This is a genomic window from Streptomyces sp. NPDC000878 (assembly GCF_053599695.1).
Genome location: NZ_JBSFMT010000008.1, coordinates 90,836 through 116,617, shown reverse-complemented (window position 1 = coordinate 116,617; position 25,782 = coordinate 90,836). Strand labels below are relative to the sequence as shown.

The 25,782-nt window shown below is 70.8% G+C and carries 25 protein-coding genes; 11 read left to right on the top strand and 14 right to left on the bottom strand.

What is annotated here, in order from left to right; all coding sequences use genetic code 11:
• Position 1 precedes the first annotated feature (1 nt).
• Positions 2-793 carry a hypothetical protein gene (locus ACWDR4_RS10320; protein ID WP_450406433.1) on the bottom strand — a complete coding sequence of 264 codons (792 nt, stop codon included), beginning with the start codon at positions 791-793 and terminating at the stop codon, positions 2-4.
• Positions 794-1,232: 439 nt separating this feature from the next.
• Between ACWDR4_RS10320 and ACWDR4_RS10315 the strand changes: the two genes are divergently transcribed.
• The 5 genes from ACWDR4_RS10315 to ACWDR4_RS10295 are packed head-to-tail and all read left to right on the top strand — an operon-like array spanning position 1,233 to position 7,181.
• A complete protein-coding gene (locus ACWDR4_RS10315; protein WP_450406430.1) occupies positions 1,233-4,265 on the top strand; it encodes a nitrate- and nitrite sensing domain-containing protein in 3,033 nt (1,010 codons plus the stop codon).
• The gene (locus tag ACWDR4_RS10310) at positions 4,262-4,816 is read left to right on the top strand and encodes a roadblock/LC7 domain-containing protein (protein ID WP_450406427.1); all 555 of its coding nucleotides are present in this window, start codon (positions 4,262-4,264) and stop codon (positions 4,814-4,816) included. The genes ACWDR4_RS10315 and ACWDR4_RS10310 overlap by 4 nt, the downstream gene beginning before the upstream one ends.
• A complete protein-coding gene (locus tag ACWDR4_RS10305; RefSeq protein WP_450406424.1) occupies positions 4,813-5,223 on the top strand; it encodes a DUF742 domain-containing protein in 411 nt (136 codons plus the stop codon). The genes ACWDR4_RS10310 and ACWDR4_RS10305 overlap by 4 nt, the downstream gene beginning before the upstream one ends.
• A complete protein-coding gene (locus ACWDR4_RS10300; RefSeq protein ID WP_450406423.1) occupies positions 5,204-5,869 on the top strand; it encodes a GTP-binding protein in 666 nt (221 codons plus the stop codon). Before ACWDR4_RS10305 ends, ACWDR4_RS10300 begins: the two co-directional genes overlap by 20 nt.
• Before the next feature lie 40 nt (positions 5,870-5,909).
• The gene (locus ACWDR4_RS10295) at positions 5,910-7,181 is read left to right on the top strand and encodes a styrene monooxygenase/indole monooxygenase family protein (RefSeq protein ID WP_450406421.1); all 1,272 of its coding nucleotides are present in this window, start codon (positions 5,910-5,912) and stop codon (positions 7,179-7,181) included.
• Here ACWDR4_RS10295 and ACWDR4_RS10290 read toward each other — a convergent pair.
• The 4 genes from ACWDR4_RS10290 to ACWDR4_RS10275 all read right to left on the bottom strand — a co-directional run bounded on the left by ACWDR4_RS10290 (position 7,136) and on the right by ACWDR4_RS10275 (position 10,672).
• On the bottom strand, positions 7,136-8,401 hold the full coding sequence (locus tag ACWDR4_RS10290; RefSeq protein WP_450406420.1) for an NlpC/P60 family protein: 1,266 nt from the start codon (positions 8,399-8,401) through the stop codon (positions 7,136-7,138). The two genes, ACWDR4_RS10295 and ACWDR4_RS10290, sit on opposite strands and share 46 nt — an antisense overlap.
• Positions 8,402-8,504: 103 nt before the next feature.
• The gene (locus ACWDR4_RS10285) at positions 8,505-8,828 is read right to left on the bottom strand and encodes a hypothetical protein (protein ID WP_450406418.1); all 324 of its coding nucleotides are present in this window, start codon (positions 8,826-8,828) and stop codon (positions 8,505-8,507) included.
• A gap of 4 nt (positions 8,829-8,832) precedes the next feature.
• Positions 8,833-9,489, bottom strand: coding sequence for a TetR/AcrR family transcriptional regulator (locus tag ACWDR4_RS10280; RefSeq protein WP_450406415.1), 657 nt, complete (start codon positions 9,487-9,489; stop codon positions 8,833-8,835).
• Positions 9,490-9,742: 253 nt separating this feature from the next.
• Positions 9,743-10,672 (bottom strand): AurF N-oxygenase family protein, encoded by a 930-nt coding sequence (locus tag ACWDR4_RS10275; protein WP_450406414.1) that lies wholly within the window; start codon positions 10,670-10,672, stop codon positions 9,743-9,745.
• Positions 10,673-10,804: 132 nt separating this feature from the next.
• On the opposite strand from ACWDR4_RS10275, the gene ACWDR4_RS10270 reads away from it, so the two are divergent.
• Complete coding sequence (locus ACWDR4_RS10270; RefSeq protein ID WP_450406411.1) at positions 10,805-11,653, top strand: hypothetical protein; 849 nt, start codon at positions 10,805-10,807, stop codon at positions 11,651-11,653.
• A 267-nt stretch (positions 11,654-11,920) separates the two neighbouring features.
• On the opposite strand, the gene ACWDR4_RS10265 is transcribed toward ACWDR4_RS10270, so the two are convergent.
• The 6 genes from ACWDR4_RS10265 to ACWDR4_RS10240 form a co-directional block, all read right to left on the bottom strand.
• Positions 11,921-13,378, bottom strand: coding sequence for a penicillin-binding transpeptidase domain-containing protein (locus tag ACWDR4_RS10265; RefSeq protein WP_450406409.1), 1,458 nt, complete (start codon positions 13,376-13,378; stop codon positions 11,921-11,923).
• A 17-nt stretch (positions 13,379-13,395) separates the two neighbouring features.
• Positions 13,396-14,817, bottom strand: a complete 1,422-nt coding sequence (locus ACWDR4_RS10260) for an FtsW/RodA/SpoVE family cell cycle protein (protein ID WP_450406406.1) — start codon at positions 14,815-14,817, stop codon at positions 13,396-13,398.
• A gap of 58 nt (positions 14,818-14,875) precedes the next feature.
• Entirely contained in the window at positions 14,876-15,454 is a 579-nt protein-coding gene (locus ACWDR4_RS10255; protein ID WP_450406403.1) for an SH3 domain-containing protein, read from the bottom strand.
• Between the two features lie 68 nt (positions 15,455-15,522).
• Positions 15,523-16,833 carry an ATP-binding protein gene (locus tag ACWDR4_RS10250; RefSeq protein WP_450406400.1) on the bottom strand — a complete coding sequence of 437 codons (1,311 nt, stop codon included), beginning with the start codon at positions 16,831-16,833 and terminating at the stop codon, positions 15,523-15,525.
• Positions 16,830-17,570 (bottom strand): hypothetical protein, encoded by a 741-nt coding sequence (locus ACWDR4_RS10245; RefSeq protein ID WP_450406397.1) that lies wholly within the window; start codon positions 17,568-17,570, stop codon positions 16,830-16,832. The genes ACWDR4_RS10250 and ACWDR4_RS10245 overlap by 4 nt, the downstream gene beginning before the upstream one ends.
• Positions 17,571-17,718: 148 nt before the next feature.
• Positions 17,719-18,225, bottom strand: a complete 507-nt coding sequence (locus ACWDR4_RS10240; RefSeq protein WP_450406394.1) for a protein-tyrosine phosphatase family protein — start codon at positions 18,223-18,225, stop codon at positions 17,719-17,721.
• A gap of 123 nt (positions 18,226-18,348) precedes the next feature.
• Here ACWDR4_RS10240 and ACWDR4_RS10235 point away from each other — a divergent pair, with 123 nt between their 5' ends.
• From ACWDR4_RS10235 to ACWDR4_RS10225, 3 genes are all read left to right on the top strand, one after another.
• Positions 18,349-19,152, top strand: a complete 804-nt coding sequence (locus ACWDR4_RS10235) for a nuclease-related domain-containing protein (protein ID WP_450406392.1) — start codon at positions 18,349-18,351, stop codon at positions 19,150-19,152.
• 81 nt (positions 19,153-19,233) lie between these two features.
• A complete protein-coding gene (locus ACWDR4_RS10230; protein WP_450406389.1) occupies positions 19,234-19,518 on the top strand; it encodes an Arc family DNA-binding protein in 285 nt (94 codons plus the stop codon).
• Positions 19,515-19,907: a hypothetical protein gene (locus ACWDR4_RS10225; RefSeq protein WP_450406386.1), complete on the top strand. Its 393-nt coding sequence runs from the start codon at positions 19,515-19,517 to the stop codon at positions 19,905-19,907. Before ACWDR4_RS10230 ends, ACWDR4_RS10225 begins: the two co-directional genes overlap by 4 nt.
• Before the next feature lie 32 nt (positions 19,908-19,939).
• Here ACWDR4_RS10225 and ligD read toward each other — a convergent pair whose 3' ends face one another.
• Positions 19,940-20,803 (bottom strand): non-homologous end-joining DNA ligase, encoded by an 864-nt coding sequence (ligD, locus tag ACWDR4_RS10220; RefSeq protein WP_450406384.1) that lies wholly within the window; start codon positions 20,801-20,803, stop codon positions 19,940-19,942.
• Positions 20,804-20,882: 79 nt separating this feature from the next.
• Here ligD and ku point away from each other — a divergent pair, with 79 nt between their 5' ends.
• A complete protein-coding gene (ku, locus tag ACWDR4_RS10215) occupies positions 20,883-21,884 on the top strand; it encodes a non-homologous end joining protein Ku (protein WP_450406381.1) in 1,002 nt (333 codons plus the stop codon).
• A 132-nt stretch (positions 21,885-22,016) separates the two neighbouring features.
• On the opposite strand, the gene ACWDR4_RS10210 is transcribed toward ku, so the two are convergent.
• Positions 22,017-23,306, bottom strand: coding sequence for a beta-ketoacyl-[acyl-carrier-protein] synthase family protein (locus ACWDR4_RS10210; RefSeq protein WP_450406378.1), 1,290 nt, complete (start codon positions 23,304-23,306; stop codon positions 22,017-22,019).
• Positions 23,307-23,450: 144 nt separating this feature from the next.
• On the bottom strand, positions 23,451-23,906 hold the full coding sequence (locus tag ACWDR4_RS10205; protein ID WP_450406645.1) for a MarR family winged helix-turn-helix transcriptional regulator: 456 nt from the start codon (positions 23,904-23,906) through the stop codon (positions 23,451-23,453).
• A 180-nt stretch (positions 23,907-24,086) separates the two neighbouring features.
• Here ACWDR4_RS10205 and ACWDR4_RS10200 point away from each other — a divergent pair, with 180 nt between their 5' ends.
• Positions 24,087-25,580 (top strand): MFS transporter, encoded by a 1,494-nt coding sequence (locus tag ACWDR4_RS10200; protein ID WP_450406375.1) that lies wholly within the window; start codon positions 24,087-24,089, stop codon positions 25,578-25,580.
• Positions 25,581-25,782 lie beyond the last annotated feature (202 nt).

Sequence of the window (25,782 nt, the reverse complement as noted above, 5' to 3'; positions counted from 1 at the left end):
GTCACAGCTCCACGTACACCACCGTCGCGTCGTCGTGCGTCTTGCTGCGGCGCAGGCGTGGCCGGCCCGCGTCCGCGTCCGCCCGCTCCAGTTCCCGTACGCGGTTCAGCAGCGCCTGCGGGCCCTCCTTGCGTACGGCGGTGAAGCAGGCCGTCCAGTCGCCCTCGGTGAACTTCTCCACCCAGCGGGTCGCGCCGTCCGTCAGGGCCGCCAGGGCGCGGACCTCGGCGCGCGGGAGGGTACCCGTCACCGCGCGGGACGCCACCGACGGATCGGCCGCCGCCGTGAAGAAGCCGCCCTCCTTGTTGCGTACCGTCGCGTCGGCGATCGCGTCCGTGGCCAGGGACGCGCGGGGGACGCGGGACAGCCGGTCGTCCAGGTGGGCGGTGACCGTGCCGTCCGGGGACTCGGTCAGCAGGGCCGAGTCGGACAGCACCAGATGCTCCACCGTGGCAGGGGACCAGCGGGCGAGGACCACGGTTGCCTGGGGTGTCCGGGGGTGAGAAAGGTCACAGGTTTGCGCGTGAACCTCGGCGGTACGAGAGATGGCCGCCGCCAGTACGTCCTGGAGGGGCATATCCCGCTGCGAAACCGACAGTTCGGTCAGCGCGCCGCCGAGCCGGGCCGTGTACCAGGGGACGGAATGCAGACAGCCCGTGCCGGCCCTGGGGGGAGTCACCCCGTCCAGGAGCACGAGCGAACCGCCCTGCCCGGAGGCGGGAAGTCCGATCGCTGCGAAGTCCTCATTGGGGCGGGCCGGATCGCCGGGCTCCGTGGCGAGTTCAGTACGCATCCAGCCAGTCTGCACGAGGCCTTCACAACGTTCTCAAAAGGCTGGCAACTGTTGCCGAAACAGCGGGTAGCCGCTGGTCAGACGCCTGTTTTGGGCGGGAATGATCTACTCCGTGAAGACGTAGTGGCGGATAATGTCAAAGCCCGCCGCCCACGTCCAACCGGCCCGCCGGGCACAGTGGGAGCACAGGCCAGAGGAACTTGCCGCCAACTCCCCGCCGATGTTGACTCCTTGATGTTCACTCCTTTGAGTGGCGGGTCAGGTGACGCGCGCTCCCTGCCCACCGGCATGGGAGGGTCGGGAGCCGGACCGTGCCGGAGAACCGGAACCGTACCGGGTGAGCGGCAGGCCAGAACCATCCGGGCGGCCATCCAGTTGACGGATCGTCATTCGGGTCCGGACGCATCGTCACCCGGGCCCATGGGCACACGAGTCAGGAATGCGAGCGACGGTGCAGAAGACGCGGCCTCGGCGCACAGGCAGGCAGACAGCTCCCGCAGGGGGCGCTACCGGTGACGCCCCGACCGATCCCGCGGGCCGGGGACGCCCCGCCCACGTACGCAACCGGCTCATCGTGGCCGTCGCCGTCGTGGCCGCCGCGATCGCCGGGGCAGGCGCCCCGACCCTCGTCGCCGCCTCCTCCCAACTCCACGACTCCCAGGATCTGGTGACCCTCGCGACCCAGACCCAGGACGCCCTGACCCTCGCCCACTCGCTCGCCGACGAACGCGACGAGGTCACCGTCTACATCGCCGCCGGCCGCGCCAAGGCGAAGGCGCCCTCCGAGCAGCGCGGCGCCCGCGTCGACCGCCAGGTCGGCGATCTGCGCGCGAACCCCGACACCCCGGCCGCGCTGCGCGAGGACCTGGACGAGATCGCGACGCTGCGCCGGGAGGCGCTCACCGGCAAGAGCACCGCCCTCCAGGCCCATGAGACGTACTCCGCCGCCATCGCCGGGCTGCACCGCCTCGCCGAGCAGCTCGCCGAGAAACAGCCGCCCCGCGCGGGCGCCGGCGCGTACGCCCTCGCCGAACTCGACTCCGCCGTCCAGCAGACCGCCGCGGCCCGGGGTCTCCTCCTCGCCGCGCTCAGCGTGCCGACCTCCACCGAGACCGTGTACGACCCGATCACCGGGCTGAACTCCGAGCGGACCGTCTCCTCGCCGGCCGCCACGAAGACCCGGAACGAGCTGACCGCCGCCGCCCAGCAGGCCCGCCTGCGCTCGGACGCGGCGATCCTCGACTTCCGCGAGACGGCTCCCGAGACCGCCGTCGGCAGCTACGACTCCACGGTCACCGGACCCGAGGTCGACACCGCCGACAAGTACCTCGCCTCGCTCACCGACCAGCCCACGCTGACCACGCGCGAACTCACCACCGGTCTCAGCGGCGTGGACGCGGCGCTCTCCGCCCGCGTCGAGCTGATGCGCGGCGTCGAGTCCTCCCTCTACGACCGCCGCACCAAGGCCCTCACCAAGCTCCGCGACGACGACGTCACCGAGCTGGAGATCCGGATCGCCGCCCTCGGCGCGCTCCTGCTGATCGCCACCGGTATCGCCACCGCCATGGCCCGCACCCTCACCCGGCCGCTCTCCGTGCTGCGCCGGGGCACCGCCCGGCTCGCCGGGGCAGCCGACCCGCTCGCCGAGGAACCGGTCAAGTTCACCGGCCGCAACGACGAGTTCGCCCAGGTCGTCCGCTCCGTCAACGCCCTGCACGCCCGCGCCCTCGCCGTCCACGAGCGCATCGCCACCCTGGAGTCCGACCGCAAGCACCTGGTCGGCCAGCGCCAGAAGATGGCCGACGCCCGCGAGGAACTGCGCAGCGAACTCGCCGACGCGTCAACCCAGTTGGCCCGCACCCGGCACAACATCCACGGCACGTTCGTGAACCTCGCGCTGCGCACCCTGGGCCTCGTCGAGCGTCAACTCGCCGTCATCGAGGGCCTGGAGGAGCGTGAGCAGGACCCGGACCGGCTCGCCACCCTCTTCAAGCTCGACCACTTCGCCACCGTCATGCGCCGGCACAGCGAGAACCTCCTGGTCCTCGCCGGCGCCGAACACGGCCACCAGCACGCGGGTCCCGTCCCGCTCGTCGACGTCGTCCGGGCCGCCGTGAGCGAGATCGAGCGGTACGAGCGGGTGCGCATCTCCGCGCTGCCGCCGCACGCGCATCTCGCCGGGTTCGTCGCCGACGACGTCAGTCATCTGCTGGCCGAACTCCTGGAGAACGCCACCTCGTTCACCCCGCCCGAGCTTCCGGTGGAGATCTCCGGCTGGCTCCTGGAGAGCGGCGACATCATGCTCTCCGTCCAGGACGAGGGCATCGGCATGACCGCCGACCGCCTCGTCCGCCTCAACTCCCGCCTCGCCGACTTCGATCCGGACGCCCCGTACGAGACGGGCGACGGAGCGGAGGGCGGGGGAGGCGAGGCCGGCGACGGTATCGGCCTCGGGCTGTACGTCGTGGCGCGGCTCGCCCACCGGCACGGTGTGCGGGTGCAGTTGCGGGAGCAGAAGCAGGGCGGGGTCGCGGCGGTCGTCGTCCTGCCGAAGGCACTGCTGGCCCCGGACCCCGCCGCCGTGTCGCCCTCGGCCAACTCGACGCTCGGTGGCGGCACGCTGACCTTCCCGGGCGCCGACGCCGAGGTCAACTCCAATGTCCTGCAAGGGCGTTCGGAGGCCGAGGACCCGGAGGAGAGCCGGGCCGAGGCGCTGGGCGAGGACCTGGCCGAGCAGTCGGGCGGGGAGCCGGGCGACGACGACCCGATCGCGGTCGACGAGCCGGACCTGATGATCGCCCTGGCGGAGCGGGCCGTACGGAACGCGGAGGCGGACGCCGAGACGGACGTGGACGTGGACACGTACACGCATACGGGCACGCGCGCTGACGCGGACGCGGGCGCGGATGCGACCCCGGTCGACGGCACGCTCGCCACGGCCGAGCCGTCGGCGCCGGAACCCGACACCGCTTCCGACACCGCCCCCGATACCGCTCAGGACACCGCTCAGGACACCGCTTCCGTCCCCGAGGCCCTCCCCGCCTCAGAGATCACCATGGAACTGCTCGTGCCGGAACCCCCGGCCGAGGACATCCCCGAGCCGACCGTCCCCACGGCTCCCGACCCCGGCAGTACCGCTCCGGACCCCTACGCCATCGGCCCCGACACGCATGAGCGTGTCGAGGACGAACCGCTCACCGACAAGGGCCTGCCCAAGCGGACCCCGAAGATCACCGCGCCCGCCGCACCGCCGAAACCACGGATCGGATCCGTCGACGCCGACGCACTGCGCCGCAGGCTCGGCGGGTTCCACCGAGGTGCACGTGACGGACGCCGTGACGTGGAGGCGGAGATCGCGGAGCAGACGGAGCGGCCCGACCGGACCGAGCACACGGCACAACCGGCACGTACGGCACAGCCCGCACGCGCCGAAGAATCCACGGGGGGAACAGTCGAGGAGGCAAGCAGTTGACCGCGCCCAGTACCTTCGGCCTCAGTAGTGAAGCCCGCAACCTGCACTGGCTGCTGACCAATCTCGTCGAGGAGGTGCCGGGACTGACGTCGGTCGCGGTGGTCTCCTCGGACGGTCTGCTCCTGCTCTCGTCCGACCCGGACAGGAACGCGGAGCGCCGGCCCGATCAGCCGACCGGCCCCAAGGGCTCCGCCGCCGACCTCGCCACCATCGTCTCCGGCATCGGCAGCCTCACCATCGGCGCCGCCAAGCTGATGGACTACGGCGGCGTCAAGCAGACCATGGTCGCGATGGAGGACGGCAGCCTCTTCGTGATGTCCATCAGCGACGGCTCGCTGCTCGGTGTGCACGGCTCCCCGGACTGCGACATGAGCGTGGTGGCGTACCACATGGCGCTCTTCGTGGGCCGCGCCGGACACGTCCTGACCCCCGAACTCCGCAGCGAGCTGCGGGAGTCGATCGAACGCGGGGCGCCGGACAGCGAGCCCACGGCGGTCGGTCCGATGGCCGTCCGAACCGTGCCGGGCCGTTCGGCGGAGGTCGCGAAGTGAGCGCCACCCCGGACGCGCCCAGGCTTCCCGTCCGTGGCGGCGACCGCAAACCGGCCCGGGTACGCCCGTACTCGCTGACCGGCGGCCGGACCCGCTTCGGACACGTCCTCCTCGTCGAGACGTTCGTCGCCGCGATCGAAGCGCCCGAGGAGCGCAAGGAGTTGGAGAATGGTTCCCTCAGCACCCGGGTCATGCCGGAGATGAGGGCCATCGTCGAACTGTGCCGCCGGATGCGTACGGTGGCCGAGATCGCCGCGCTGCTGACGATGCCGCTGGGCGTGGTCCGCGTGCTCCTCAGCGATCTCGCGGACCAGGGAAAGATCCGTGTGTACGGAACCGGTCACGGGCCGGGGCAGCCGGACCGCGCGCTGCTGGAAAGGGTGCTGAGTGGACTCCGTCGTCTCTGACGTCGCCCGTGGCGTCTCCCCGCTTCTCCACCTCCCGGCGGAAGGACAACTTCCCGCCGAGACAGAGGAGTTGCGGCCGTGGCAGGAGGACCGCACCCGCGCTCCGATCGCCACGAAGATCGTGATCGCGGGCGGCTTCGGCGTCGGCAAGACCACGATGGTCGGCACCATCTCGGAGATCGAGCCCCTCCAGACGGAGGCGCTGATGACCGAGGCGAGCGAGGGCACCGACGACCTCACCGCCACCCCGGAGAAGCGCACCACCACCGTCGCCATGGACTACGGCCGCATCACGCTCGCCGACGACCTGGTGCTCTATCTCTTCGGTACGCCGGGCCAGCAGCGGTTCTGGTTCATGTGGGACGACCTGGTGCGCGGCGCGATCGGCGCGGTCGTGCTGGCCGACACCCGGCGGCTGAAGGAGTGCTTCCCGGCGCTCGACTACTTCGAGAGCTGCGGGCTGCCGTACGTCGTGGCCGTCAACCACTTCGACGGCAGTGCCGAGTTCGACCCGGAGGACGTGCGGGAGGCGCTCACCGTGCCGCCGCACATACCTGTCATGATCATGGATGCGCGGCGCCGCATCCCGGTGATCGAGACCCTGCTCGCCCTGGTGGGCCACGCGCTGGACGTCAGTCCCGAGTAGGTCTGACGCCGAGTTACTGCTTACTGCGACAGGAGACCGAATGCGGAAGATACTCGTCGTCGGAGCCGGTCAGGCCGGACTCCAGATAGCCCTCGGCCTCCAGTCGCACGGCTACGAGGTCACCCTGATGTCCAACCGGACCTCGGACGAGATCCGGTCCGGCCGGGTCATGTCGACCCAGTGCATGTTCCGCACCGCCCTCCAGCACGAGCGCGATCTCCAGCTGAACTTCTGGGAGTCCCAGGCCCCGAAGATCGAAGGACTCGGCGTCTCGGTCGCCGTCCCCGGCTCGCACGACCCCGGCCCGACCCAGCGCGCGATCGACTGGATCGGCAAGCTCGACGGCTACGCCCAATCGGTCGACCAGCGGGTGAAGATGGCCGGCTGGATGGAGACGTTCGCCCAGCGCGGCGGCCAGCTCGTCATCCACGGCGCGGCGGTCGGCGACCTCGACTACTTCTCCCGTACGTACGACCTGGTCCTCGTCTCGGCGGGCAAGGGCGAGCTGGTGTCGATGTTCGGCCGCGACCCGGAGCGCTCCCCGTACCGCGAGCCCCAGCGCGCACTGGCCGTCGCCTACGTCCACGGCCTGGGCCCGCGCCCGGAACACCCCGACTACGACGGCGTCCACTGCAACCTGGTCCCGGGTGTCGGCGAGCTGTTCGTCATGCCGACACTCACGACCTCGGGCCGCGCCGACATCCTGTTCTGGGAGGGCATACCCGGAGGCCCGCTCGACGTCTTCAACGGCGTCCGCGACCCCGCCGAGCACCTCTCCCTGACCCTGGAACTCATGGAGCGGTTCACGCCGTGGGAGTACGCGCGGGCCACCAAGGCCGAACTCACCGACGCGGGCGGCACGTTGGCCGGCCGCTACGCCCCCACCGTCCGTAACCCGGTCGGCCGCCTCCCCGGCGGCGGCCTGGTCCTCGGCGTGGCCGACGTGGTCGTGGCGAACGACCCGATCACCGGCCAGGGCTCCAACTCGGCCTCGAAGTGCGCGGCTTCGTACCTCGACTCGATCCTCGAACAGGGCGAGAAGGAGTTCGACGAGACCTGGATGCGGGCCACCTTCGACCGCTACTGGGACACCGCCCAGCACGTCACCAAGTGGACCAACGCGATGCTGGGCCCGCCGCCGGAGCACATCCTCAACCTCATCGGCGCGGCAGGCCAGTTGCCCCCGGTCGCAGCCCGCTTCGCCAACGCGTTCAACGACCCGGCGGACTTCGAGAACTTCTTCTACGAGCCGGAGAAGACGGCCGCCTACCTGGGCTCGGTCGCTGGGGCGGGAGCGGGCGCGGGCGCGTAAGAACTGGTCCCGATCGTTCCGATGGTCCTGGTGGGTCCGGTGAGGGAGTCGTAGCCCTTGTCCGGGCCCGCCGTGGCGTCGGCGGGGAGCTTCGGCGGTGTGTACCGCCGCAGGGGTTCCCCGTCCGGGTCCGGCCGTACGGCGCCCAGCACCGGGTTGGCCGAGATCGGCGACACCTTCACCTTCGCGCCCGGACGCGGCGCCTGTACGACCATGCCGTCCCCGAGGTAGAGAGCCACATGTGTCGCCCCGGGGAAGTAGACGACCAGGTCACCGGGGCGCAGCTCGGCCAGCGGGATGTGCGGCAGCCGCGCCCACTGCTCCTGGCTGGTCCGGGGGATGGGCCGCCCCGCCTTCTCCCACGCCTGCGAGGTCAGCCCCGAGCAGTCGAACGACACCGGCCCCTCGGCCCCCCACTCGTACGGCTTCCCGAGCTGCGCCACCGCATACCGCAGGGCCTGCTCACCGTCCTGGGAGGGCCTACGGCCGGCGCTCAGAGCACCGGAGGTGACGAACTCCCGCTGCTCTACTGGGACTTCGCCGACGCGCTCCAACTCGGCCAGCTCGGCGAGCTGTTCGGTGCTCAGCGCGGCGAGCAGCTCCTCGACCTCCCTGAGCCGCTCCCGTACGGCGTCCCGGTCGCGCTTCTGCCGCTCGGCGAGGGTGAGTTGCTCGTCCAGCGCGGCCCGCGCCGCCCGCGCCAGACCGCCGGCTCGCCGCTCGCCGCCGACCAGCCGGCCCACCGTCTCGGCCCGCTCCAGCGCCAACTGCCGGATCACATGGCCCTGTTCGAGGGCGTGCTGCGGATCGCGGGCCAGCAGCAGCTGGACGTACGGCGAGATGTCGGTGCTGTTCTGGTACTGCTGCCGCGCGAGCCGACCGAGGGCACCACGCCGCTCGTGCAGGGCGAGCCGGGCCCGCACGAGCTGCCGGTCGAGGCGTCGCACCTCGTCCCGCTGCCGCTTCAGCCGCCCGGCGGTGGCGTCGTAGGTCTGAGTGGCCTGCTCGGCCTCGCGGTAGAGCTGCTGAAGGTCCGTCAGGAGGGTGGCGACGGAGGGTTCGTCGGCCTGGGGGATGACGGCGGTGGGCTCGGTGGGGGAGTCGGTCGCTGAGGGGGCTGAGGGGCTCGGGTCAGGTGCGGCCAGGGCGGGGACGGGTGCGAGGAGTGTGCCGGCTGCCATCGCCGCCGTACAGACCAGACGCAGAAGCCTTCCTGACACGTCATCACCTCCGGTGCGGGGCAGCCCTTCCGCTCCGCACCGCGAGCTTGTGACGCGGGCGCGAGGTCCGCGCGGCGAGCGTGCGCGGTTCGGCCCAACCTCGTCACCCGTCGGTGTCTTCCGGCTTGCCCTGCGGCGTGGCGCCTGGCACCGGTCCGGCCGCCGGTTTCGACCACGGCCAGCGCAGCCTGCCGTCGGTCGGCTTTTCCTCCGGGTCGTACTCGTACTTCCAGCCCGGGTGCAGGCCCAGCTTTCCCGGGCGCCCCCTGGACACACGCCGGTAGACGAGGACGGTCGGCGGGCCGCCGGCCGCATCGGGCACCGGGACCTTGTACGTCTTCGGGGGGTGGCCGGTCGGCCCGAGCAGGATGGGCAGCACACGGCCGTCCAGGGGGCCGCCCTCGAAGGCGGTGTCTTGGCTCTTCACGCGATCAGTTTCCGGTATCCGCGCTCAAGGTGTCGCGTACGACGGCCGCCGTCTGCGGGTCTCGGCCGGCCGTCACCGTCAGCACCGCCGTGAACTGCTCCACCAGCCAGTCCCGCAGCTCGTCCACCGGCGGCTCCTTGTCCTCGTCCAGCCAGATCAGCGAGGCCGCCTCGACCGCGGTGATCCACATCCGTACGGTCATCCGGAGCCGGGGGCCGGGTTCGGTGACGCCGAGATGGCTGAGGATGTGCTCCGCGGCGGTACGGCGGACCCGGTCCACTATGGCCGTCGTACGGGACGTCTCGACGACGCTGCCGCCCTGGAGGAGGGCGCTGAAACCGGCGTCGTGCTCGTCGACGAAGGTGAGGTAGCGGTCGAGGGCGCGGGAGAGGCGGTCGGGGAGCGGGCCCTGTGGGGGTTCGTCGAAGCAGAGTTCGAGTTCCTCGGCGGCGGAGCGGAGTGCTGCCTCGTACAGCTGCTGCTTGCCGCCGGGGAAGTAGCGGTACACGAGGGGGCGGGAGACTCCGGCGGCCTCTGCTACGTCGTCCAGGGAGACCTCTTCGGGGGTGCGGTGGGCGAAGAGGGTGAGGGCGGCTTCGAGGAGCTGGCTGCGCCGCTCCTCGACGTTCAGACGGCGGTAGGCGGGGGCGGCAGGGGGCATGTGTGCAGGGTAGTCGGGCGGTTCGCTGTCTGCGGCGCCGTCGTGGCTGGTCGCGCAGTTCCCCGCGCCCCTGAAGACCCCGCCCGTCCCGTAGTCGTTCGGCTGCGGGTCGGTGGGGGTTGAGCGCGCAGTTCCTCGCGCCCCTCAAAGCAAAAGACCTGGCCCTGTGGGCCTGAAAGCACGGGGCGCAGCCCCTGCTTTTCAGGGGCGCGGGGAACTGCGCGACCAGCCCCCACCGGGCCGCACTGTGAATTCAAGCCAGCAGCCCCGAGGCCCTCCACAGCCGCCGCCCGGGACCCCGTAGCACCCCGATGTCGTCCAGGAAGTCCGTCAGTTTCTTCGCGCCGGTCTGCATGACCTCCCGCCGATGCCCGCTCGCCCGCACCTGCGCCACCGCCTCCGCCGTGTTCAGCCCCACGTTCGCGTACACGTCCGGGTTGACGAAGGCGACCGAGAAGACGCGGGCGAACTCGCCGGACGTGACGCGGGTGAAGCCCTGGGACCATCTCGGGGCCGTCACCATCTGGCGGCGGAGTTCCTCGCGGGCGTAGCGGACGTGGCGGGACTCCTCCACCACGTGGATCCGGGTCACGCCCCTGATCAGCGGCTGGACCCGTTCGTCCGGGAACGTCAGGCGCTGCATCCAGTCGAGGACCTCCTCGCCGAGCAGTGTCGCCGTGAACGAACCGGGTGTCGTGGACACCGTCTTGAAGAACCGGCCCAGGTTCTGGTGCACCCGGCTGACCGGGTAGTACGGCGTGCCGCCCCGGCTGATCAGGCGCGCGAACATCTTCGAGTGCCGGCACTCGTCCTCGATCTCCGTCAACGCGTAGCGGACGTGCGCGCTCGTCGCCGCCTTGTCGTAGATGTGCCGTACGAGGAGCTGCATCAGGATGATCTCGAACCAGATGCCGAGCGAGGCGAGCGCCGCCGACTCGTGCCGGGAGAGCAGGATGCGCTGTTCCTCGCTCATCCGCTTCCACAGCGGAGTGCCGTACAGGGAGACCAGCTCGGGCGGCCAGAACCACTTGCCGTCCTCGAAGGGGGCGTCCCAGTCCAGCTCCTTGTCGGGGTCGAAGGAGTGCTTGGCGGACGCTTCGAGGAGCCGTTCGGCCACTTGTTCCCGGTCCTTGAGCACGCCCAGCGCGTCGCGGAGTATCTCGGCTTCCGTCACTGTCGTCACACTCTTATGAGACCGCTTGTCAGCAAGCCGGTCAATCCCCTGGGAGCTACTTACGCGTAGCTTTTCGCGTGGCCGTACGAGTGGCTTTATGTGGGGCTTATAGAGTCACCCAAGTGCAGTAGCGTGCGTGGCGTGTCCACGACTCCGCCGCCCCAGCCGCCCGACAACCCCTACGGCCCGCCCCCGACTTCGGGGCCCTATGGCCAGCAGCCGTATCCGGGACCGCCGCAGCAGCAGCAGCCGTACCCGGGCCCGCCTCCGGGTCCGTACGGCCAGCAGCCGCCGCCCCCGTTCCCCTACGGGCAGCAGCCGCCCTGGGGTGCGCCGCCCCCGCCGCCGAAGAAGAGCCGGCTCGGGCTCATCCTCGGCATCGTCGGCGGTGTCGTCGTGCTGGTGGTGGCGGGGGTGGCCGCGCTCGTCTGGATCGGGGTGAAGTCCGACACCGGCTTCCCCGAGGCCGAGTACAAGCTGACGCTGCCGCAGAAGGTGCTCGACGAGAAGTACGAGCTGGCCGGCGACCTCTCCGGTGCCGAGGGGCAGGCCATCGAGGAGGAGGCCGACGGTGCCTGGGACGCCCGGGACACCAAGGCCGTGGTCGGGCAGTACAGCCTCGGTGGCGATCAGGCGCAGGGCACGTTGGTGATCTCGGGCATGTACGGGCGGTTCAAGAACACGGACCTTGCGCGCGACAACATGATGGAGGGGGCGGCCGGTGGTGAGGGTGCCAAGGTCGCCGTGAAGCCCAAGGACTTCAGGCCGGCGGGTTCTGATGTCACCGTCACCTGCGAGGTGCTTGTCCAGACGCAGCTCGGTACGGAGGTCACCATTCCTGTCTGTGGCTGGGTGGATGGCAACACCGGGGCGTCGATCGCCGAGATCACGGCTGAGACGGTCACGAAGAAGCCGGCGGAGGTGGATTTGGCGGCGGCAGCGGAGACTGCCGTCAAGATCCGGGGTGAGATCAGGAAGCCGATCGGCTGAGTCCGACTCCGTCGGTTGGCCGGGGTGCCTGGCTGCGGGGCGGTGGGGGTTGCTCGCGCAGTTCCTCGCGCCCCTAAAGAACCCCGTCCGTCCCTATTCGTTTGGCTGCGGGGCGGTGGGGGTTGCTCGCGCAGTTCCCCGCGCCCCTAAAAGCCCCCGCCCAGCCTGCGGGCATGCGTGCCGCCTGGGGCGGCTCCCGTCCCACAGAGGGCGGCACCCCGCACAGCGCCGGGCCGCGCGACCCACCCCCCCCAAGCCCCCCGGGTCTCAGCTGTCGAGCACCGCCTGCATCACCGACCGGGCGATCGGCGCCGCCACCCCACCCCCGCTGATGTCCGTGCGGTCGGTTGAGGCGTCCTCGACGACCACTGCGACGGCGACCGACGGCTCGACGTCCCGTTCGCCCTGGGCCCAGGAGACGAACCAGGCGTACGGCGTACCGGAGTTGCCGATGCCGTGCTGGGCGGTGCCGGTCTTGCCGCCGACCACCGCGCCGGGGATCGCCGCGTTCCTGCCGGTGCCCCGCTCCACCACGTCCCGCATCAGCTCCCGCATCCGTACGGCGGTCGACGGATGCATCGCCCGGCGCTGCTGGCGTACGCCTGATGTGGCAACTGTCGTGCCGTGTGCTGTTGTTGTGCGCTCCACCAGGTAAGGGGAAGGCACCTGGCCGCCGTTGGCCACCGCCGCCGCGACCATCGCCATCTGCAACGGCGTCGCCCGCGTGTTGTACTGGCCGATCGCGGACAGCGCCAACTGCGCCTCGTCCACGTGGGTGTCGAAGGTGCTCGGCGCGACCGAGAACGGGATGCGCAGACCCGCGTCGTTGAAGCCGAAGCCGTCCGCCGTGGCCGCCAGGTCGGCGACGCCCACGTCCACGCCCAGCTTGGCGAAGACGGTGTTGCAGGACCAGGTGAACGCCTCCCGCAGCGAGACGTCCGCGCAGCCGTCGCCCTCGTTCGTCAGCCTCGTGGAGGTGCCGGGGAGGCGGTACGGGTCGGGGGAGTGGGTCCGCTCGTCCAGGTCGGTGATCACGCCTGCTTCCAGAGCCGCAGCCGCCGTTACCACCTTGAACGTCGAACCCGGCGGATATGTCTGCCGTACCGCCCGGTTGAGCATCGGCTTGTCCGGGTCGTCGTTGAGGTGCCGCCAACTCCGTTCCACGGAACGCCCGTTGCCGGAGAGCGCGGTGGGGTCGTAGGAGGGCGTGGAGACCAGGGCCAGGATGCGGCCCGTGGAGGGTTCCAGCGCCGCCACCGCGCCCTTGCGTCCGCCGAGACCGTTGTAAGCGGCTTGTTGGGCAAGCGCGTTGATGGTGGTCACCACCTTGCCGCCGGGGTTCTGGGCGCGCGTCACGTCGTTCCACAGAGGGAACGGGGAGAGCATCGGGTCTGTGCCCGACAGGATGCCGTCCTCCGCGTGCTCCAGGAACGTCGTGCCGTACACCTGGGAGGCGAAGCCGGTGATCGGGGCGTACAACGGGCCGTCCCTGTACGTCCGTTCGTAGCGGAGCTGCTCCCCGGTGTCCGTGGACCCGGTGACCGGCCGCTCGCCGACCAGGATGGCGCCGCGCGGCTGGCCGTAACGGGCGATCACCTGGCGGCGGTTGGCCGGGTTGTCGTCGTACCGCTCCGCCTGGACGACCTGGACGCGGGTGATGTTGACGAGGAGGGCCAGGAGCAGCAGGGCGCAGAAGAGGGCCGCGTGCTTGATGCAGCGCGTCATCGGGCGCGCGTTTCTCTTCATGGCGTGGGACGCCCGTTGCCGGGACCGTCGTACCGCCGTCGGGCCGAGTCGCTGATCCGGATCAGCAGCGCCACGATGGTCCAGTTGGTGACCACGGACGACCCCCCTTGCGCCAGGAACGGCATCGCCATGCCGGTGAGCGGGATGAGGCCGGAGACGCCGCCCGCGATGACGAACACCTGGAGCGCCACGATCGAGGAGAGGCCGACGGCGAGCAGTCGGCCGAAGGGGTCGCGGAGGGAGAGGCCGGCCCGGTAGCCGCGCTCCACCAGGAGGGCGTACAGGATGACGATCGCGGAGAGGCCGGCCAGGCCCAGTTCCTCGCCCGCCGTCGCCAGGATGAAGTCCGACTTGGCCGCGAAGCCGATCAGGATCGAGTGGCCGAGACCGAGGCCGGTGCCGAGAATGCCGCCCTCCGCGAACGCGAACAGCGACTGGGAGAGCTGGTTGGGGCCCTGGCCGGCCTCGATCGTCGCGAACGGGTGCAGCCAGTCCTCGACCCGGCTGTGGACGTGCGGTTCGAGGGTGCCGACGGCGAAGGCGCCCAGCGCGGCCAGCGTCAGCCCGACCGCGATCCAGCCGGTGCGGCCCGTGGCGACGTACAGCATGACCACGAAGAGGCCGAAGAAGAGGAGCGAGGTGCCGAGGTCGCGCTCCAGGATCAGTACGCCGACGCTGATCAGCCAGATCGCGACGATCGGGCCGAGGACCCGCCCGGTGGGCAGTTGGAGCCGGTTGAACCGCCAGATCCGGCGGCCGGTGTACGCGAGCGCCTTGCGGTTGGCGGCGAGGTACGCGGCGAAGAAGACCGCGAGCAGCACCTTCGCGAACTCGCCCGGCTGGATGGAGAATCCGGCGATCCGGATCCAGATCCGGGCCCCGTTCACGGAGGGGAAGAAGATCGGGAGGGTGAGGAGGATCAGTGCGGCGGCTACGCACACGTACGCGTAGCGCTGGAGGACCCTGTGGTCGCGCAGCAGGACGACGACCACGATGAACAGGGCCACGCCGACCGTGGACCAGACGAGTTGGGTGGGCGCGGCCCGGTGTCCCGGTGTCTCCAGGTCCAGCCGGTAGATCAGGACCAGGCCGAGGCCGTTGAGCAGCACGCCGATGGGGAGCAGGAGCGGGTCGGCGCAGGGGGCGCACCGGCGTACCGCGAGATGGGCGAGGAGCGCGAGCACACCGAGCCCGGCGCCGTAGCCGACGGCGCCGGGCGGGAGGGTGCCGTTCTTCGCGAGGCCGACGTCGCAGTAGCCGTACACGGAGAGGAGGACGGCTACGACGATCAGGACCAGCTCGATGCCACGGCGCCGGGGGACGCGCGGGGCGGGAGCGGAGGGATCGGCGGGCTCCGAGAGCCAGGGCTCCGGGGATTCCTCGTACTCCGCCGCCACGGTGGTTCCGGGCTTCGTCATGTCCGGAACTTACCCAAAGTTCACGGAATGTTGTGTGATGTGGTCTATATGTGCCGGGTCAGCAGAAGCGCGGCGCGGCGCCGATGTTGTCGATGTAGCGGGCGGCGCCCCAGGCCCAGGTGCCGTCCGTGAGGAGGTACCAGAGCGAGTTGCCGTCGACGTTCTCGCCGCCGACCTTGCAGTAGATGTTGACGATCGCGCCCTGCGGGACGACCCGGATGATCGCGCTGCCACGGTTCGGCGCGCTGCGCAGCCGCAGTCCGCCGTTGGCGGTGACGACCCCCTGGTAGGGCCCGGAGCTGCTGGTGCTGGAGTTGCCACTGTTGTGCTGGCCCCAGTCGCCGTTGCCGCTCTGCTGGCTGCTGCTCTGCTGGTTGCTGTTCCCCTGGTTCCAGGTGCCGGTGCCGGTGTTGCTGTTCGGGTTCGGGGTGGGGTTCTGGTTCTGGCTCTGATTGCTCTGCTGCTGTTGCTGCGGGTTCTGCTGTTGCGGCTGCTGAGTCTGCTGTTGCTGCTGGTTCCAGCTGGTGCCCCAGTCGTCGTCGGCGGGGCTCGCGAGTGCCGGGGTGACGGCGCAGACGGAGAGCGCGGTGGCGGCAGCGGTTATGCCGAGGCGGGTGAGGGTGGTCCGCGATGTCATGTTGGCTCCTTTGCCGGGGGCAGAGCTGACTACCCGCCACGCTAGGAGCGGCTCGTGTAAGACGCCCGTCACGCTGGGCCGTTGGTGGCAAGCCCCCGTGATTCGGCCAGCGTGAGCGTCGCCAGCGCGCCCCCGCCCTCCCCCTCCGGCACGTTGGCGAAGGTCAGCCGGGCGCCCAGCACCTCCGCCTGGCCCAACGCGATCGTCAGGCCGAGCCCGTGCCCGGTCGCCCCGCCCTCCGTACGGAACCGCTGCGGCCCGTGCTCCACCAGGTACTCCGGATAGCCGTCCCCGTGGTCCCGCACGGTCACGACCGGACCGTCGACGGTCAGCGTCACGGGCGTACGGCCGTGCCGGTGGGCGTTGGCGACCAGGTTCCCGAGCACTCGCTCGAGCCGGCGTCGGTCGGTGTCGACGCGGGCGTCACGGACGACGACGATCTCCGTGTCGGCTCCGGCGGTACCGGAGGTCCCCGAGGCCCGGACGACCCTGACGACCCGTTCGGCGAGGGCGCCGAGCGGTTCGGTGTCCAGCTCCAGGCGCTCCTGCTCCTTGCCCGTGTCAAGGCGGGAGATTTCGAGCAGGTCCTCGGTGAGCGTGCGCAGCGCGGCGACCCGGTCCCTGACCAGTTCGGTCGGCCGTCCGGGCGGCAGCAGTTCGGCCGCCGCGTGCAGTCCGGTGAGCGGAGTGCGCAGTTCGTGCGCGACATCGGCGGTGAAGCGCTGCTCGCTGAGGAGCTTGCGTTGCAGCGAGGCGGCCATCGTGTCGAGGGCGGCGGCGACGGCGGCGACCTCGTCCGGCGGACGGTTCGGGTCCTGCGTACGGGCGTCGCCGACGCGGGCGTCCAGGTCGCCGGCGCTGATGCGGCGGGCCACCTGGGCGGTCGCGTGCAGCCTGCGGGTCACCCGGGTCACCGCGACCGCGCCGACCAGCAGCGTCGCGCCGATGGCGAGGCCCGACGACCACAGGATGGCCCGGTCGAGGCCCTCGATCGTGCGGGCGCTCTGCGAGTAGTCGAGCGCCACGGCGAGCGCGTGCCCGCCGTCGGCAGGACCGGCCGCCCACATCGTCGGGACCCCGTCGTGGTCGGTGACCATCGTGCCGCGTTCCCCGGCCGCCGCGAGGGCCCGCAGCGACTCGGGCAGCCCGTCGGGATCGATGCCGGTGTGGGGCCGCAGCGCGTCCCCCGCCTCGTACGCCGCCGTCGCCTCGACGAGCCGGGACAGGGCGCGGTCGCGGGCCTGGTCGACGGTCTGGTGGGTCACCGAGACATGCACGAGGACGCCGAGCAGGGCGGCGAGGGCGCAGCACATCACGGTGATGAACAGCGCGGCCTTGACGGCGAGGGTGCCTGCCCAGCCGGGCAGCGCGACCCTCATCGGGTGCTCGCGGAGGACGAGGGCACGGGGCCGGGAGTGCGCTGGGGTTTGCCCGTACGGAGGAACTCGTCCCGGGTGAGGAGCATCGCCTTCTGGTCGGCGTCCCAGGTCCACTGGGTGCGGTACTCGTACCCCGGGATCTGCGAGGGCGAGCGGATGATCACGGCCCGGCCGGCCAGCTCCACGGCGGTCACGGCGTCGTCGTTCGCCATGATCTGCACGAGCCTGTGCCGCTGGAAGGTGTACACGCGTACGGCCGTCCCGTTGCCCGGCAGCAGCCGGAAACCGAGGGCCATGTCGTCGCGGCCGTCGCCGGTGAGGTCGCGGTAGTAGGCCTTGAGGACGGGACAGGCGCCGGTGCCGCTGCCGGTACCGCCCGTGCGCCCGCAGGCCGCCATCCCGGTGGCAGTCCCGGCGTACGGGGAGTTGTCGGCGGTGTACATGTCGGGGTGGGCGGCGATCTCCGCCCGTACGACGGCCACCGGGTCGATCATGTGGATGTCGTCGCCGGGGGCGGTCACGCCCTTGACGGTCTCGGTCTCGGCCTCGCCGTAGTCCCAGGCGGGGCTGGAGGCGGCGGGCAACTCGGGCCAGAGCCGGGCGGGGCTGACGGCGATGGCGGTGGGCCCGGCGCCGCGCAGCTCACCGGCGTCGCCGCAGGCGGAGGTGAGGGAGGCGAGGGCGAGGAGGATGACGGGCAGGGCGAGGGGGACGCGTGCGGTGCGGCTGGGGTTCAACTGCACTCACTCCTGCGTCGGGTCCGGCGATAGGGCGGACGGTGGACGAAGGACGACCGGTCGCCTCGTACGCCACACCTTATTCGCAGGGATGACGTATTTGCCGGACGGGTTGCTCCGCCCGCTCCACCTGTTCGTCCGGTTCCACCTATTCCGCCAGTTCCTCCAGCAGGCGGGCCGTGGACAGGCCCGTCCGCAGATACTCCACGAACAGTTCGTTGTGCAGAGCCCAGGGGGAGCGGCGGGACCTGATGAGACGGATCGCCTCCTCGGTGTCGTGCCCGTCCCGGACGAGGGAGTGTGCGACGACGAGCCCCGAGCGGTTGTAGCCGCTGTAGCAGCGCACGAGCACCTTGCGCCCGTCCTCCAGTGCGGCGCACGCGGCCTCCGCGAGCCGGATCACACCGGCCAGCTGGGTCCCGTCGAGCGGCCCGTCCGGAACGGGCCACACATGATGCTCGACACCGGGATCGGGCCCGTGTCCGGGTAGCTTCAGAAGGGTGATGACCAGGTCGAACTCATCATGCACGACGGCGAATTCAAGCTCCCCTGAGCGGTTGACGAACTCGTGCCCACCCATCCACAACCCGGGCACGATCTCGCTCCACCGCTCACCCGGAGCCGGTACGTCGGGCTGCTTCCTGCGGGTCCGCAACTGTGCCGCCTCCCCCACTCGGGCCCCACTCGGCCACCCAACTCTCCCCAAAGGTAACCGGCTTCTTGCCTCGGCAGCACCCCGCCTGTTCCCATGGTCATGCGGGGAATGGGGTGATGGTGGATGAGCGGACTGCGCGTCGTACCGGCCTGGCGTCAGGGTCATGAGCGGCTGTATGTGTGCATGACGGACGGACGGAACATCGCCTGGTACGACCGTGAGTCGTCCCGGGTCAACCTGCTGAGCGAGGATCTCAGAGGGGACGTACTGGAAGCCCTGGGCCCGTTCCTGACGGGCCCGGTGACGGTGGGACCGCCCCCGGTCCCGACCCCGGCGGAAATGGCCCGCCTCTCCCTCCACCCCGACGACGACCTGGCCCCGAACCGTCCCGGCGAGGCACTCCAGATCGCCCTGGACCGCGACCCGGGCCCGTCCCACCGTCTCCGCCCGGACCCTCGCCGCCGGGCTCTGACGGCGGAACAGGCGGTGGGCGAGGCCCTGGAGGCGTTGGAGGGCGCGGGCTGGCACACCCTGCACTCGCTCCCGCTCCCGGGCGGCGACCGGATCCACCACCTGGTGATCGGCCCGGGCGGCCTGTTCGCGGTGCACACGCTGTACGCCCGTAAACAACGGGTCCATGTGGCCGACCCGATGGTGTCGTTGGGCCGCAAGGATCCCCGCCCGCTCCTGCACCGGGTGCGCTCGGACGCCGACCGGGCCTCGTACGCGTTGACGGCCGAGGTCCACCCGATCCTGGCCCTGGCAGGCCCGGCCGACCTCACGGTGACGGTTCCGCTGCGGGAGGTCAGGGTTCTCCAGGACACGGATCTGTCGGGGCTGGCGCGACTGGGGGGCGTACTCAAGCCGGCGGATGTGGAGGCACTGCACGCGGTGGCTCGGGATCGGGGGACCTGGGGGCGGGTGTAACCGCGCTGGGCAAGAAGCAGACATCGCGGGGTGCTCGTCAGCAGGCCGGACGGTCTCGTATACGTCGCGTATACTACGCCCATGTCTGACGTCATGATCCGTGTGCCTGCCGAAGTCCGTGATCAGCTCGCCGCCGTGGCTGAGGCGAGGGGGACCAGTCTGCGTGCCCTCATGCAGGAGATAGCCGCTCAGACGCTGACTCCCGAGCAGATCAAGGCGAGGGCCGAGCGCACCCGTGCCCTACTCGCCGAGCGGTTCGGTCACTATGTGACGGATGAGGAGTCCGCCGAGATGCGGCGCAGGATGCGTGAGGCATCCGCCGCTCATCGGGCTGCTCTTGCGGGGGAAGGGGAGTCCTCCCGTTGAGCCAGGTCGAGCACTACGTTCTCGATACGTCGACACTGCTGGCCTTGGGAGGCGACAAGCAGGTCTCCGGTCTTGTTCACGCCGCGGCCGGGAGCGAAGACGTACGTCTCTGGGTGCCTGTGCTGTGCATGCTGGAGGCCGAGCGTGAGCGTGCCGGGATCGTCGAGCATGTCGGGTTGCTGGTCGACGTGCTCCGTGTCGTTGACGACGACTGTGCGATGGCCGTGACCATCGCCGAACTGTGCCGTAGCGGTGTCGACTTCGGCGTCGCGGCCGCCGTGCATGTCGCGCGGCCGAACCTCACGCTTATGGAGGGCGCCCTGGTGGCCACGGTTGCGCCGGAAGGCTATGGCGGTCTCGGGGTCGGGGTCATGGATCTGAATCGCTGAGGGGGGCGGGGAGGAGTGGGGGATGTCTCGGGTCATGGTGACAGCAGGGGGGCCAGCAGCTCTCCGTACAGGTCGAGCCGGGCCGCGATATCGGGTGCCCGGAACACGAGTTGGGCCGGATCAGTGCACCCCGCCACCTCCTCCCACGTCACCGGCGTCGACACCGTCGGTTCCCTGCCCGCTCTCAGGGTGTACGGCGTCGCCGTGGTCTTGCGGGCCGCGTTCTGGCTGTAGTCGACGAAGACCTTTCCCGGGCGCAGGCTGCGGGTCATGCGGTGGACGACCAGGTGGGGGAGGGTGCGTTCCGCCTCGACCGCCAGGGTCTTCGCGTATGCCGTGACCTCCCTGGAAGGGGTCCGTTCCGTCAGGGGCGCCAGTACGTGCAGGCCCTTCGAGCCGGACGTCTTCGCGTACGCCTCCACCCCGTCCGCCGCCAGCCGCTCCCGCAGCCACAGCGCGACCTCGCAGCACTCCACGATCGTCGCCGGGTGCCCGGGGTCCAGGTCCAGGACCAGGCGGTCGGCCTCGCCGGGGGCGTCGATCAGCCACTGCGGGGTGTGGAACTCCGTCACCAGGTTCGCCGCCCACATCAGCGATGGCAGGTCCTGGATCAGGACCATGTGCGCCGGGCCCTCCGAGCGCGGGACCTCCGCCGTCGACACCCAGTCGGGCGTACCCGGCGGGACGTTCTTGGCGAAGAAGACCTGGCCGTCGGGGCCGTCCGGGTAGCGGAGGAAGGAGAGCGGGCGGTCGTGGAGGTGGGGGAGGAGGGCGTCCGCCGTGGTCGCGTAGTAGTGGAGCAGCTCGCCCTTGGTGAAGCCGGTCGCCGGGTGGATCACCTTCTCCAGATTGGAGAGGGCCACCCTTCGCCCCTCCACCTCCGTGATCGGCGTCATACGATGAGAATCCCATGAAAGCGGGACGAATGGGCAAGGGAGCAAAGTGGTCCCGGACGGTCGGAGGAAGGGTTCCCTCGTGCGATCCATATGGAACGGCGCCATCTCCTTCGGGCTGGTCAGCATCCCGATCAAGCTCGTGAACGCCACCGAGAGCCACGCGATCTCCTTCCGGCAGGTCCACGTCGAGGACGGCGGGCGCATCCGGTACCGCAAGTTCTGCGAGCTGGAGGACCGTGAGGTCGAGAGTGCGGAGATCGGCAAGGCGTACGAGGCCGCCGACGGGGCGATGATCCCGATCACCGATGAGGATCTGGGGTCCCTGCCCCTCCCCACCGCCAAGACCATCGAGATCGTCGCCTTCGTGCCGGCCGATCGGATCGACCCGCTTCAGATGGACGCCGCCTACTACCTCTCCGCGAACGGCGTTCCGGCCGCCAAGCCCTACACCCTGCTGCGCGAGGCGCTGAAGCGCAGCCAGAAGGTCGCCATCGCCAAGTTCGCGCTCCGGGGGCGGGAACGGCTCGGCATGCTGCGGGTCGTCGACGACGTCATCGCCATGCACGGCCTGCTCTGGCCCGACGAGATCCGGGCCACGGACGGTGTCGCGCCGGACACGAGCGTCACCGTGCGGGACCAGGAACTCGATCTCGCCGACGCCCTCATGGCCACCCTCGGCGAGGTCGACCTCGCCGACCTCCACGACGACTACCGCGAAGCCGTCGAGGAACTCATCGCCGCGAAGGCCTCCGGCGAGGAGGCTCCGCACGCCCCGGCGCCGACCGGCGGCGGCAAGGTGCTCGACCTGATGGCCGCCCTGGAGAAGAGCGTCCGCGAGGCCAAGGAGTCGCGCGGCGAGCAGGAGAAGGCGGCGGAGGGGGAGGTCCAACCCCTGCGGGGGCGTCGTACGGCATCCAAGGCAGCCCCCAAGGCCGACGCAGGGAAGAAGTCGACCTCCACAGCGAAGAAGACCACCGCCAAGAAGACCACCACCGCCAACAAGTCGACCAGCACCGCCAAGAAGACCCCGGCGAAGAAGACCACCGCCAAGAAGACGACCACCCGCAAACGTTCGGCGTGACAGCGCCCCTTCTCCCTGGTCCAGGCGGTGCCTGATGAATCCGGCGGCCCGTTGGCGCCCCGATAGGGGCGCGGGGAACTGCGCGACCAGCCCCCACCGGCCCGCAGCCGAGGAACCACACACCCAGCGGAGCTACACCCGTCGCAGCGCCAGCACCGCGTTGTGCCCCCCGAACCCGAACGAATTGCTGAGCGCCAGATCGCCATGGCCGGGCAGCGGACGTGGGACACCCCACACCACGTCCAAGTCGATCCCCTCGTCCTGCCCGCCCTCCGCGCAGCCGATCGTGGGCGGGATCATGCCGTGGTGCAGGGTCAGGGCCGTGGCCACCGCCTCCACCCCGCCCGCAGCGCCCTGGAGGTGCCCGAGGTGCCCCTTCAGGGCCGTGACGGGGACCGGGGCCGCGCCCAGTACCGCCCGCAGCGCGTTCGCCTCCGCCAGGTCGCCGTCGATCGTGGCCGTGGCGTGGGCATTGACGTGGATCACGTCGGCGGGGCCGCCGCCCGCGTCCCGCAGGGCGCGGCGGAGGGCCAGGGCCACCCCGGTGCCGGACGGGTCAGGCGCCGCCATGTGGTGGGCGTCGGCCGACAGGCCCCAGCCGGCCGCCTCGCAGTAGACGCGGGCGCCCCTCGCCCGTGCGTGCTCCTCGGACTCCAGGACCAGGAAACCCGCACCCTCGCCGTTGACGAAACCGTCCCGGTCCCTGGCGAACGGGCGGGACGGCAACTCCCCGGCGGGGCGCGTCGACAGTGCGCGCATCGCGGCGAACGACGCCATGATCGCCGGCGTGACGACAGCCTCGGCGCCGCCCGCGAGGACGACGTCGACATGGCCGTACCGGATGCGGTCGATCGCCTGGCCGATCGCCTCCGTGCCCGACGCGCAGGCGCTCGTCACCGTGCGGGCCTCGCCCGTGATGCGCAGGGCCAGGGAGATCTGGGACGCCGCCTGCGACGGCACCGTCATGGGGGTGGTGAGCGGGGAGACCGCCCGGGGCCCCTTGTCGCGCAGCCGGCGGTCGCCGCCGACCAGGACCGACGCGTCGCCCAGGATCGCGCCCACCGACACGCCCACCCGGTCGGGGGACAGCCCGCTCGCCTCCGTCCCCGAACCGTCGAAGCCCGCGTCCCGCCAGGCCTCCCGGGCCGCCAGTACGCCGAACTGCGCGGCCCGGTTCATCCGGCGGGCCTGGGGACGGGGGAGCAGACCGGCCGGGTCCACGGGGACCGTCCCCGCCGCGCGGACCGGCAGCCCGGTGAACTCCTCGCCGGTCAACTCCCTTATCCCGCACCGGCCTTCGAGGAGGCCGCGCCAGAGGTCGGGGACTCCGACGCCGAGCGGGGTGATGGCTCCCAGGCCGGTGACGACGACCCGCCGGACGAAAACCTGGTTGGAGTAGGGGATGTCCGGCTTGGAGCGCATGACGAGGCTGCCTCCCGGAGTGCGGCGCGGGACGGTCGGCGCACCTCAACTCTGCCCATGCCAGGGGCACTTCATGCCGGAATGGCCTGGGATGATTCACGTTTCAAGCGTGAACGTCCGTTCACTACTTGCAGCCGGCGTCGGTTACTCGCGCGGCCACGGCCGGCCGTCCAGTCGCTCCACATCCCGGTTGAGGCGGCTGAGTTGGGCCGCGAAGTCCGCGACCTCCTCGGCCGTCCAGTCGGTCAGCACCTTGGCCAGGCCCTTCCGGTTCTCCGCGCGGTCGGCGGCCAGCCGGCGCTCGCCCTCCTCCGTCATCGCGAACTTGCGCGCTATGCCGCCCTCGGGGTCAGGGATGCGTTCGACGATTCCGGCCCGGAGCATCGCGGCCGTCTGCCGGTTGAGCGTGGACGCGTCCAGCCCGAACGCGGCGCTGAGCTGGCCGATCGACATCGGCCCCTCCGCCTGGATGCGGCTGAGCAGGATGTACGCGCTGCGGTCGAGCCGTCCCACGGCCCCCCGCGCCTTCGGTGAGAGCAGATGCATATACCGACCGAGAAGCATCGTCTCGAACTCGACCAGATCAACGGGCTTGTCCACGTGTTCGTCCATGCGGCTGCTTCCTTCGGCCTTCGGCTCCTGAACGGGCCCTCGGCTCGGCAGGCCCTGTCCCAAGTTAATGCGTTCACGAGTGATATGTATGATGCACTTCTCGTGCATGATGCACATCCCTCGTGAAGACCCGAGGAAGACCCCAGAAGATACGAAGGAGCAATCGCAGTGGACAGTTCCAAGCCCGACGCCGGCTCCGGCAGAGTTGTCGGCATCCTCGCCTTCGCCGGCATCGTGGCCGCGATCACGCAGACCCTCGTGGTCCCGCTGATCGGGGAGCTGCCGAGCCTGCTCGACACCTCCGCCTCGAACGCCTCCTGGGTGATCACCGCCACCCTGCTCGCCGCGGCGGTCGTGACCCCGGTCGCCGGCCGGCTCGGTGACATGTACGGCAAGAAGCGCATGCTGCTCGTCTCGCTGGTGCCGCTCGTCCTGGGCTCCATCGTGTGCGCGCTGTCCTCCTCCGTGCTCCCGATGATCGCCGGGCGCGGACTCCAGGGCATGGGCATGGGCGTCGTACCCCTGGGCATCAGCCTGCTGCGGGACGTCGTACCGGCGGAGAAGCTCGGTTCGTCCATCGCGATCATGAGCGCCTCGATGGGTGTCGGCGGCGCGCTCGGGCTGCCGTTCTCCGCGGCGATCGCCGAGAACGCCAGCTGGCGGGTGCTGTTCTGGGTGGTGGCCGCGCTGGCCGCCGCCGTCGCCGCGCTGATCGCGGTCTTCGTGCCCGCCGGGCGCGAGAACACCGCCGCCGGGCGCTTCGACGTGCTCGGCGCGATCGGGCTCGGCACCGCGCTGATCTGCCTCCTCCTGGCCGTGTCGAAGGGCGCCGACTGGGGCTGGGGCAGCGGCACCACCCTCGGGCTGTTCGCCGTCGCCGTGGTCGTGCTGCTGGCCTGGGGCTGGTGGGAGCTGCGCAACACCGAGCCGCTGGTCGACCTGCGCGTGACCGCCCGTCCGCAGGTGCTGATGACCAACGCGGCCTCGGTCCTCGTCGGGTTCGCGATGTACGCCCAGTCCCTGGTCATCCCGCAGCTGATGCAGCTGCCCAAGGAGACCGGCTACGGGCTCGGCGAGTCCATGCTCGCCATGGGGCTGTGGATGGCCCCGGCCGGTCTGATGATGATGCTGATGTCGCCGCTCGGCGCCATGCTCTCCGCCAAGTCCGGCCCCAAGGTCACGCTGTCGGTCGGCAGCCTGTTCATCGCCCTCGGGTACGGCATCTCCCTGCCGCTCGTCGGCTCCGGCTCCACCTGGGCCCTGCTCGCGGTGACCATCGTCTGCAACACGGGTGTCGGCTTCGCGTACGGCGCCATGCCGGCCCTGATCATGGGCGCGGTCCCGCAGTCCGAGACCGCCTCCGCCAACAGCTTCAACACCCTGATGCGCTCGATCGGCAGCTCGGTCTCGGCCGCCGTCATCGGCGTCGTGCTGGCCCAGATGACCACCGACTTCGGCGGCTACGCGCTGCCCTCCGAGGCCGGTTTCCGGGCCGCCATGATGCTCGGCTGCGCTGTCGGCCTCGCGGCGGCGGTCGTCGCCTTCCTCATTCCGGTCCGCCCGGTGGAGGCCGCCCCGGCGCCGGAGGAGGCCCCGGAGGCCACCGCTCCCGAGGTGTCCGACGTGTCCGACGTGTCCGAGGTGTCGGAGGCCAAGGCCTGACGGCCGCTCAACCCTCGTAACGGGTCGACCTCCCCGGGTTTCCGCCGGGGAGGTCGGTTCGTTCTGTCATGTCCTGCCTCTTGTTCGGGAAGGAGGCGTGGAATGCCGGATAAGTACATGAAGAATTTACAAGGTTTACTTCGCCCGCTGGTCGTGTTTCCGAAGCGTGAGGCGGAAGTGAATTCAACCGTGTATCTGACAG

Coding starts and splice junctions, on each gene's coding strand:
- ACWDR4_RS10320 (WP_450406433.1), bottom strand. CDS start 793: ATGCGTACTGAACTCGCCACGGAGCCCGGCGATCCGGCCCGCCCCAAT.
- ACWDR4_RS10315 (WP_450406430.1), top strand. CDS start 1,233: ATGCGAGCGACGGTGCAGAAGACGCGGCCTCGGCGCACAGGCAGGCAG.
- ACWDR4_RS10295 (WP_450406421.1), top strand. CDS start 5,910: ATGCGGAAGATACTCGTCGTCGGAGCCGGTCAGGCCGGACTCCAGATA.
- ACWDR4_RS10280 (WP_450406415.1), bottom strand. CDS start 9,489: ATGCCCCCTGCCGCCCCCGCCTACCGCCGTCTGAACGTCGAGGAGCGG.
- ACWDR4_RS10265 (WP_450406409.1), bottom strand. CDS start 13,378: ATGACGCGCTGCATCAAGCACGCGGCCCTCTTCTGCGCCCTGCTGCTC.
- ACWDR4_RS10260 (WP_450406406.1), bottom strand. CDS start 14,817: ATGACGAAGCCCGGAACCACCGTGGCGGCGGAGTACGAGGAATCCCCG.
- ACWDR4_RS10255 (WP_450406403.1), bottom strand. CDS start 15,454: ATGACATCGCGGACCACCCTCACCCGCCTCGGCATAACCGCTGCCGCC.
- ACWDR4_RS10250 (WP_450406400.1), bottom strand. CDS start 16,833: ATGAGGGTCGCGCTGCCCGGCTGGGCAGGCACCCTCGCCGTCAAGGCC.
- ACWDR4_RS10235 (WP_450406392.1), top strand. CDS start 18,349: ATGAGCGGACTGCGCGTCGTACCGGCCTGGCGTCAGGGTCATGAGCGG.
- ACWDR4_RS10230 (WP_450406389.1), top strand. CDS start 19,234: ATGTCTGACGTCATGATCCGTGTGCCTGCCGAAGTCCGTGATCAGCTC.
- ligD (WP_450406384.1), bottom strand. CDS start 20,803: ATGACGCCGATCACGGAGGTGGAGGGGCGAAGGGTGGCCCTCTCCAAT.
- ACWDR4_RS10210 (WP_450406378.1), bottom strand. CDS start 23,306: ATGCGCTCCAAGCCGGACATCCCCTACTCCAACCAGGTTTTCGTCCGG.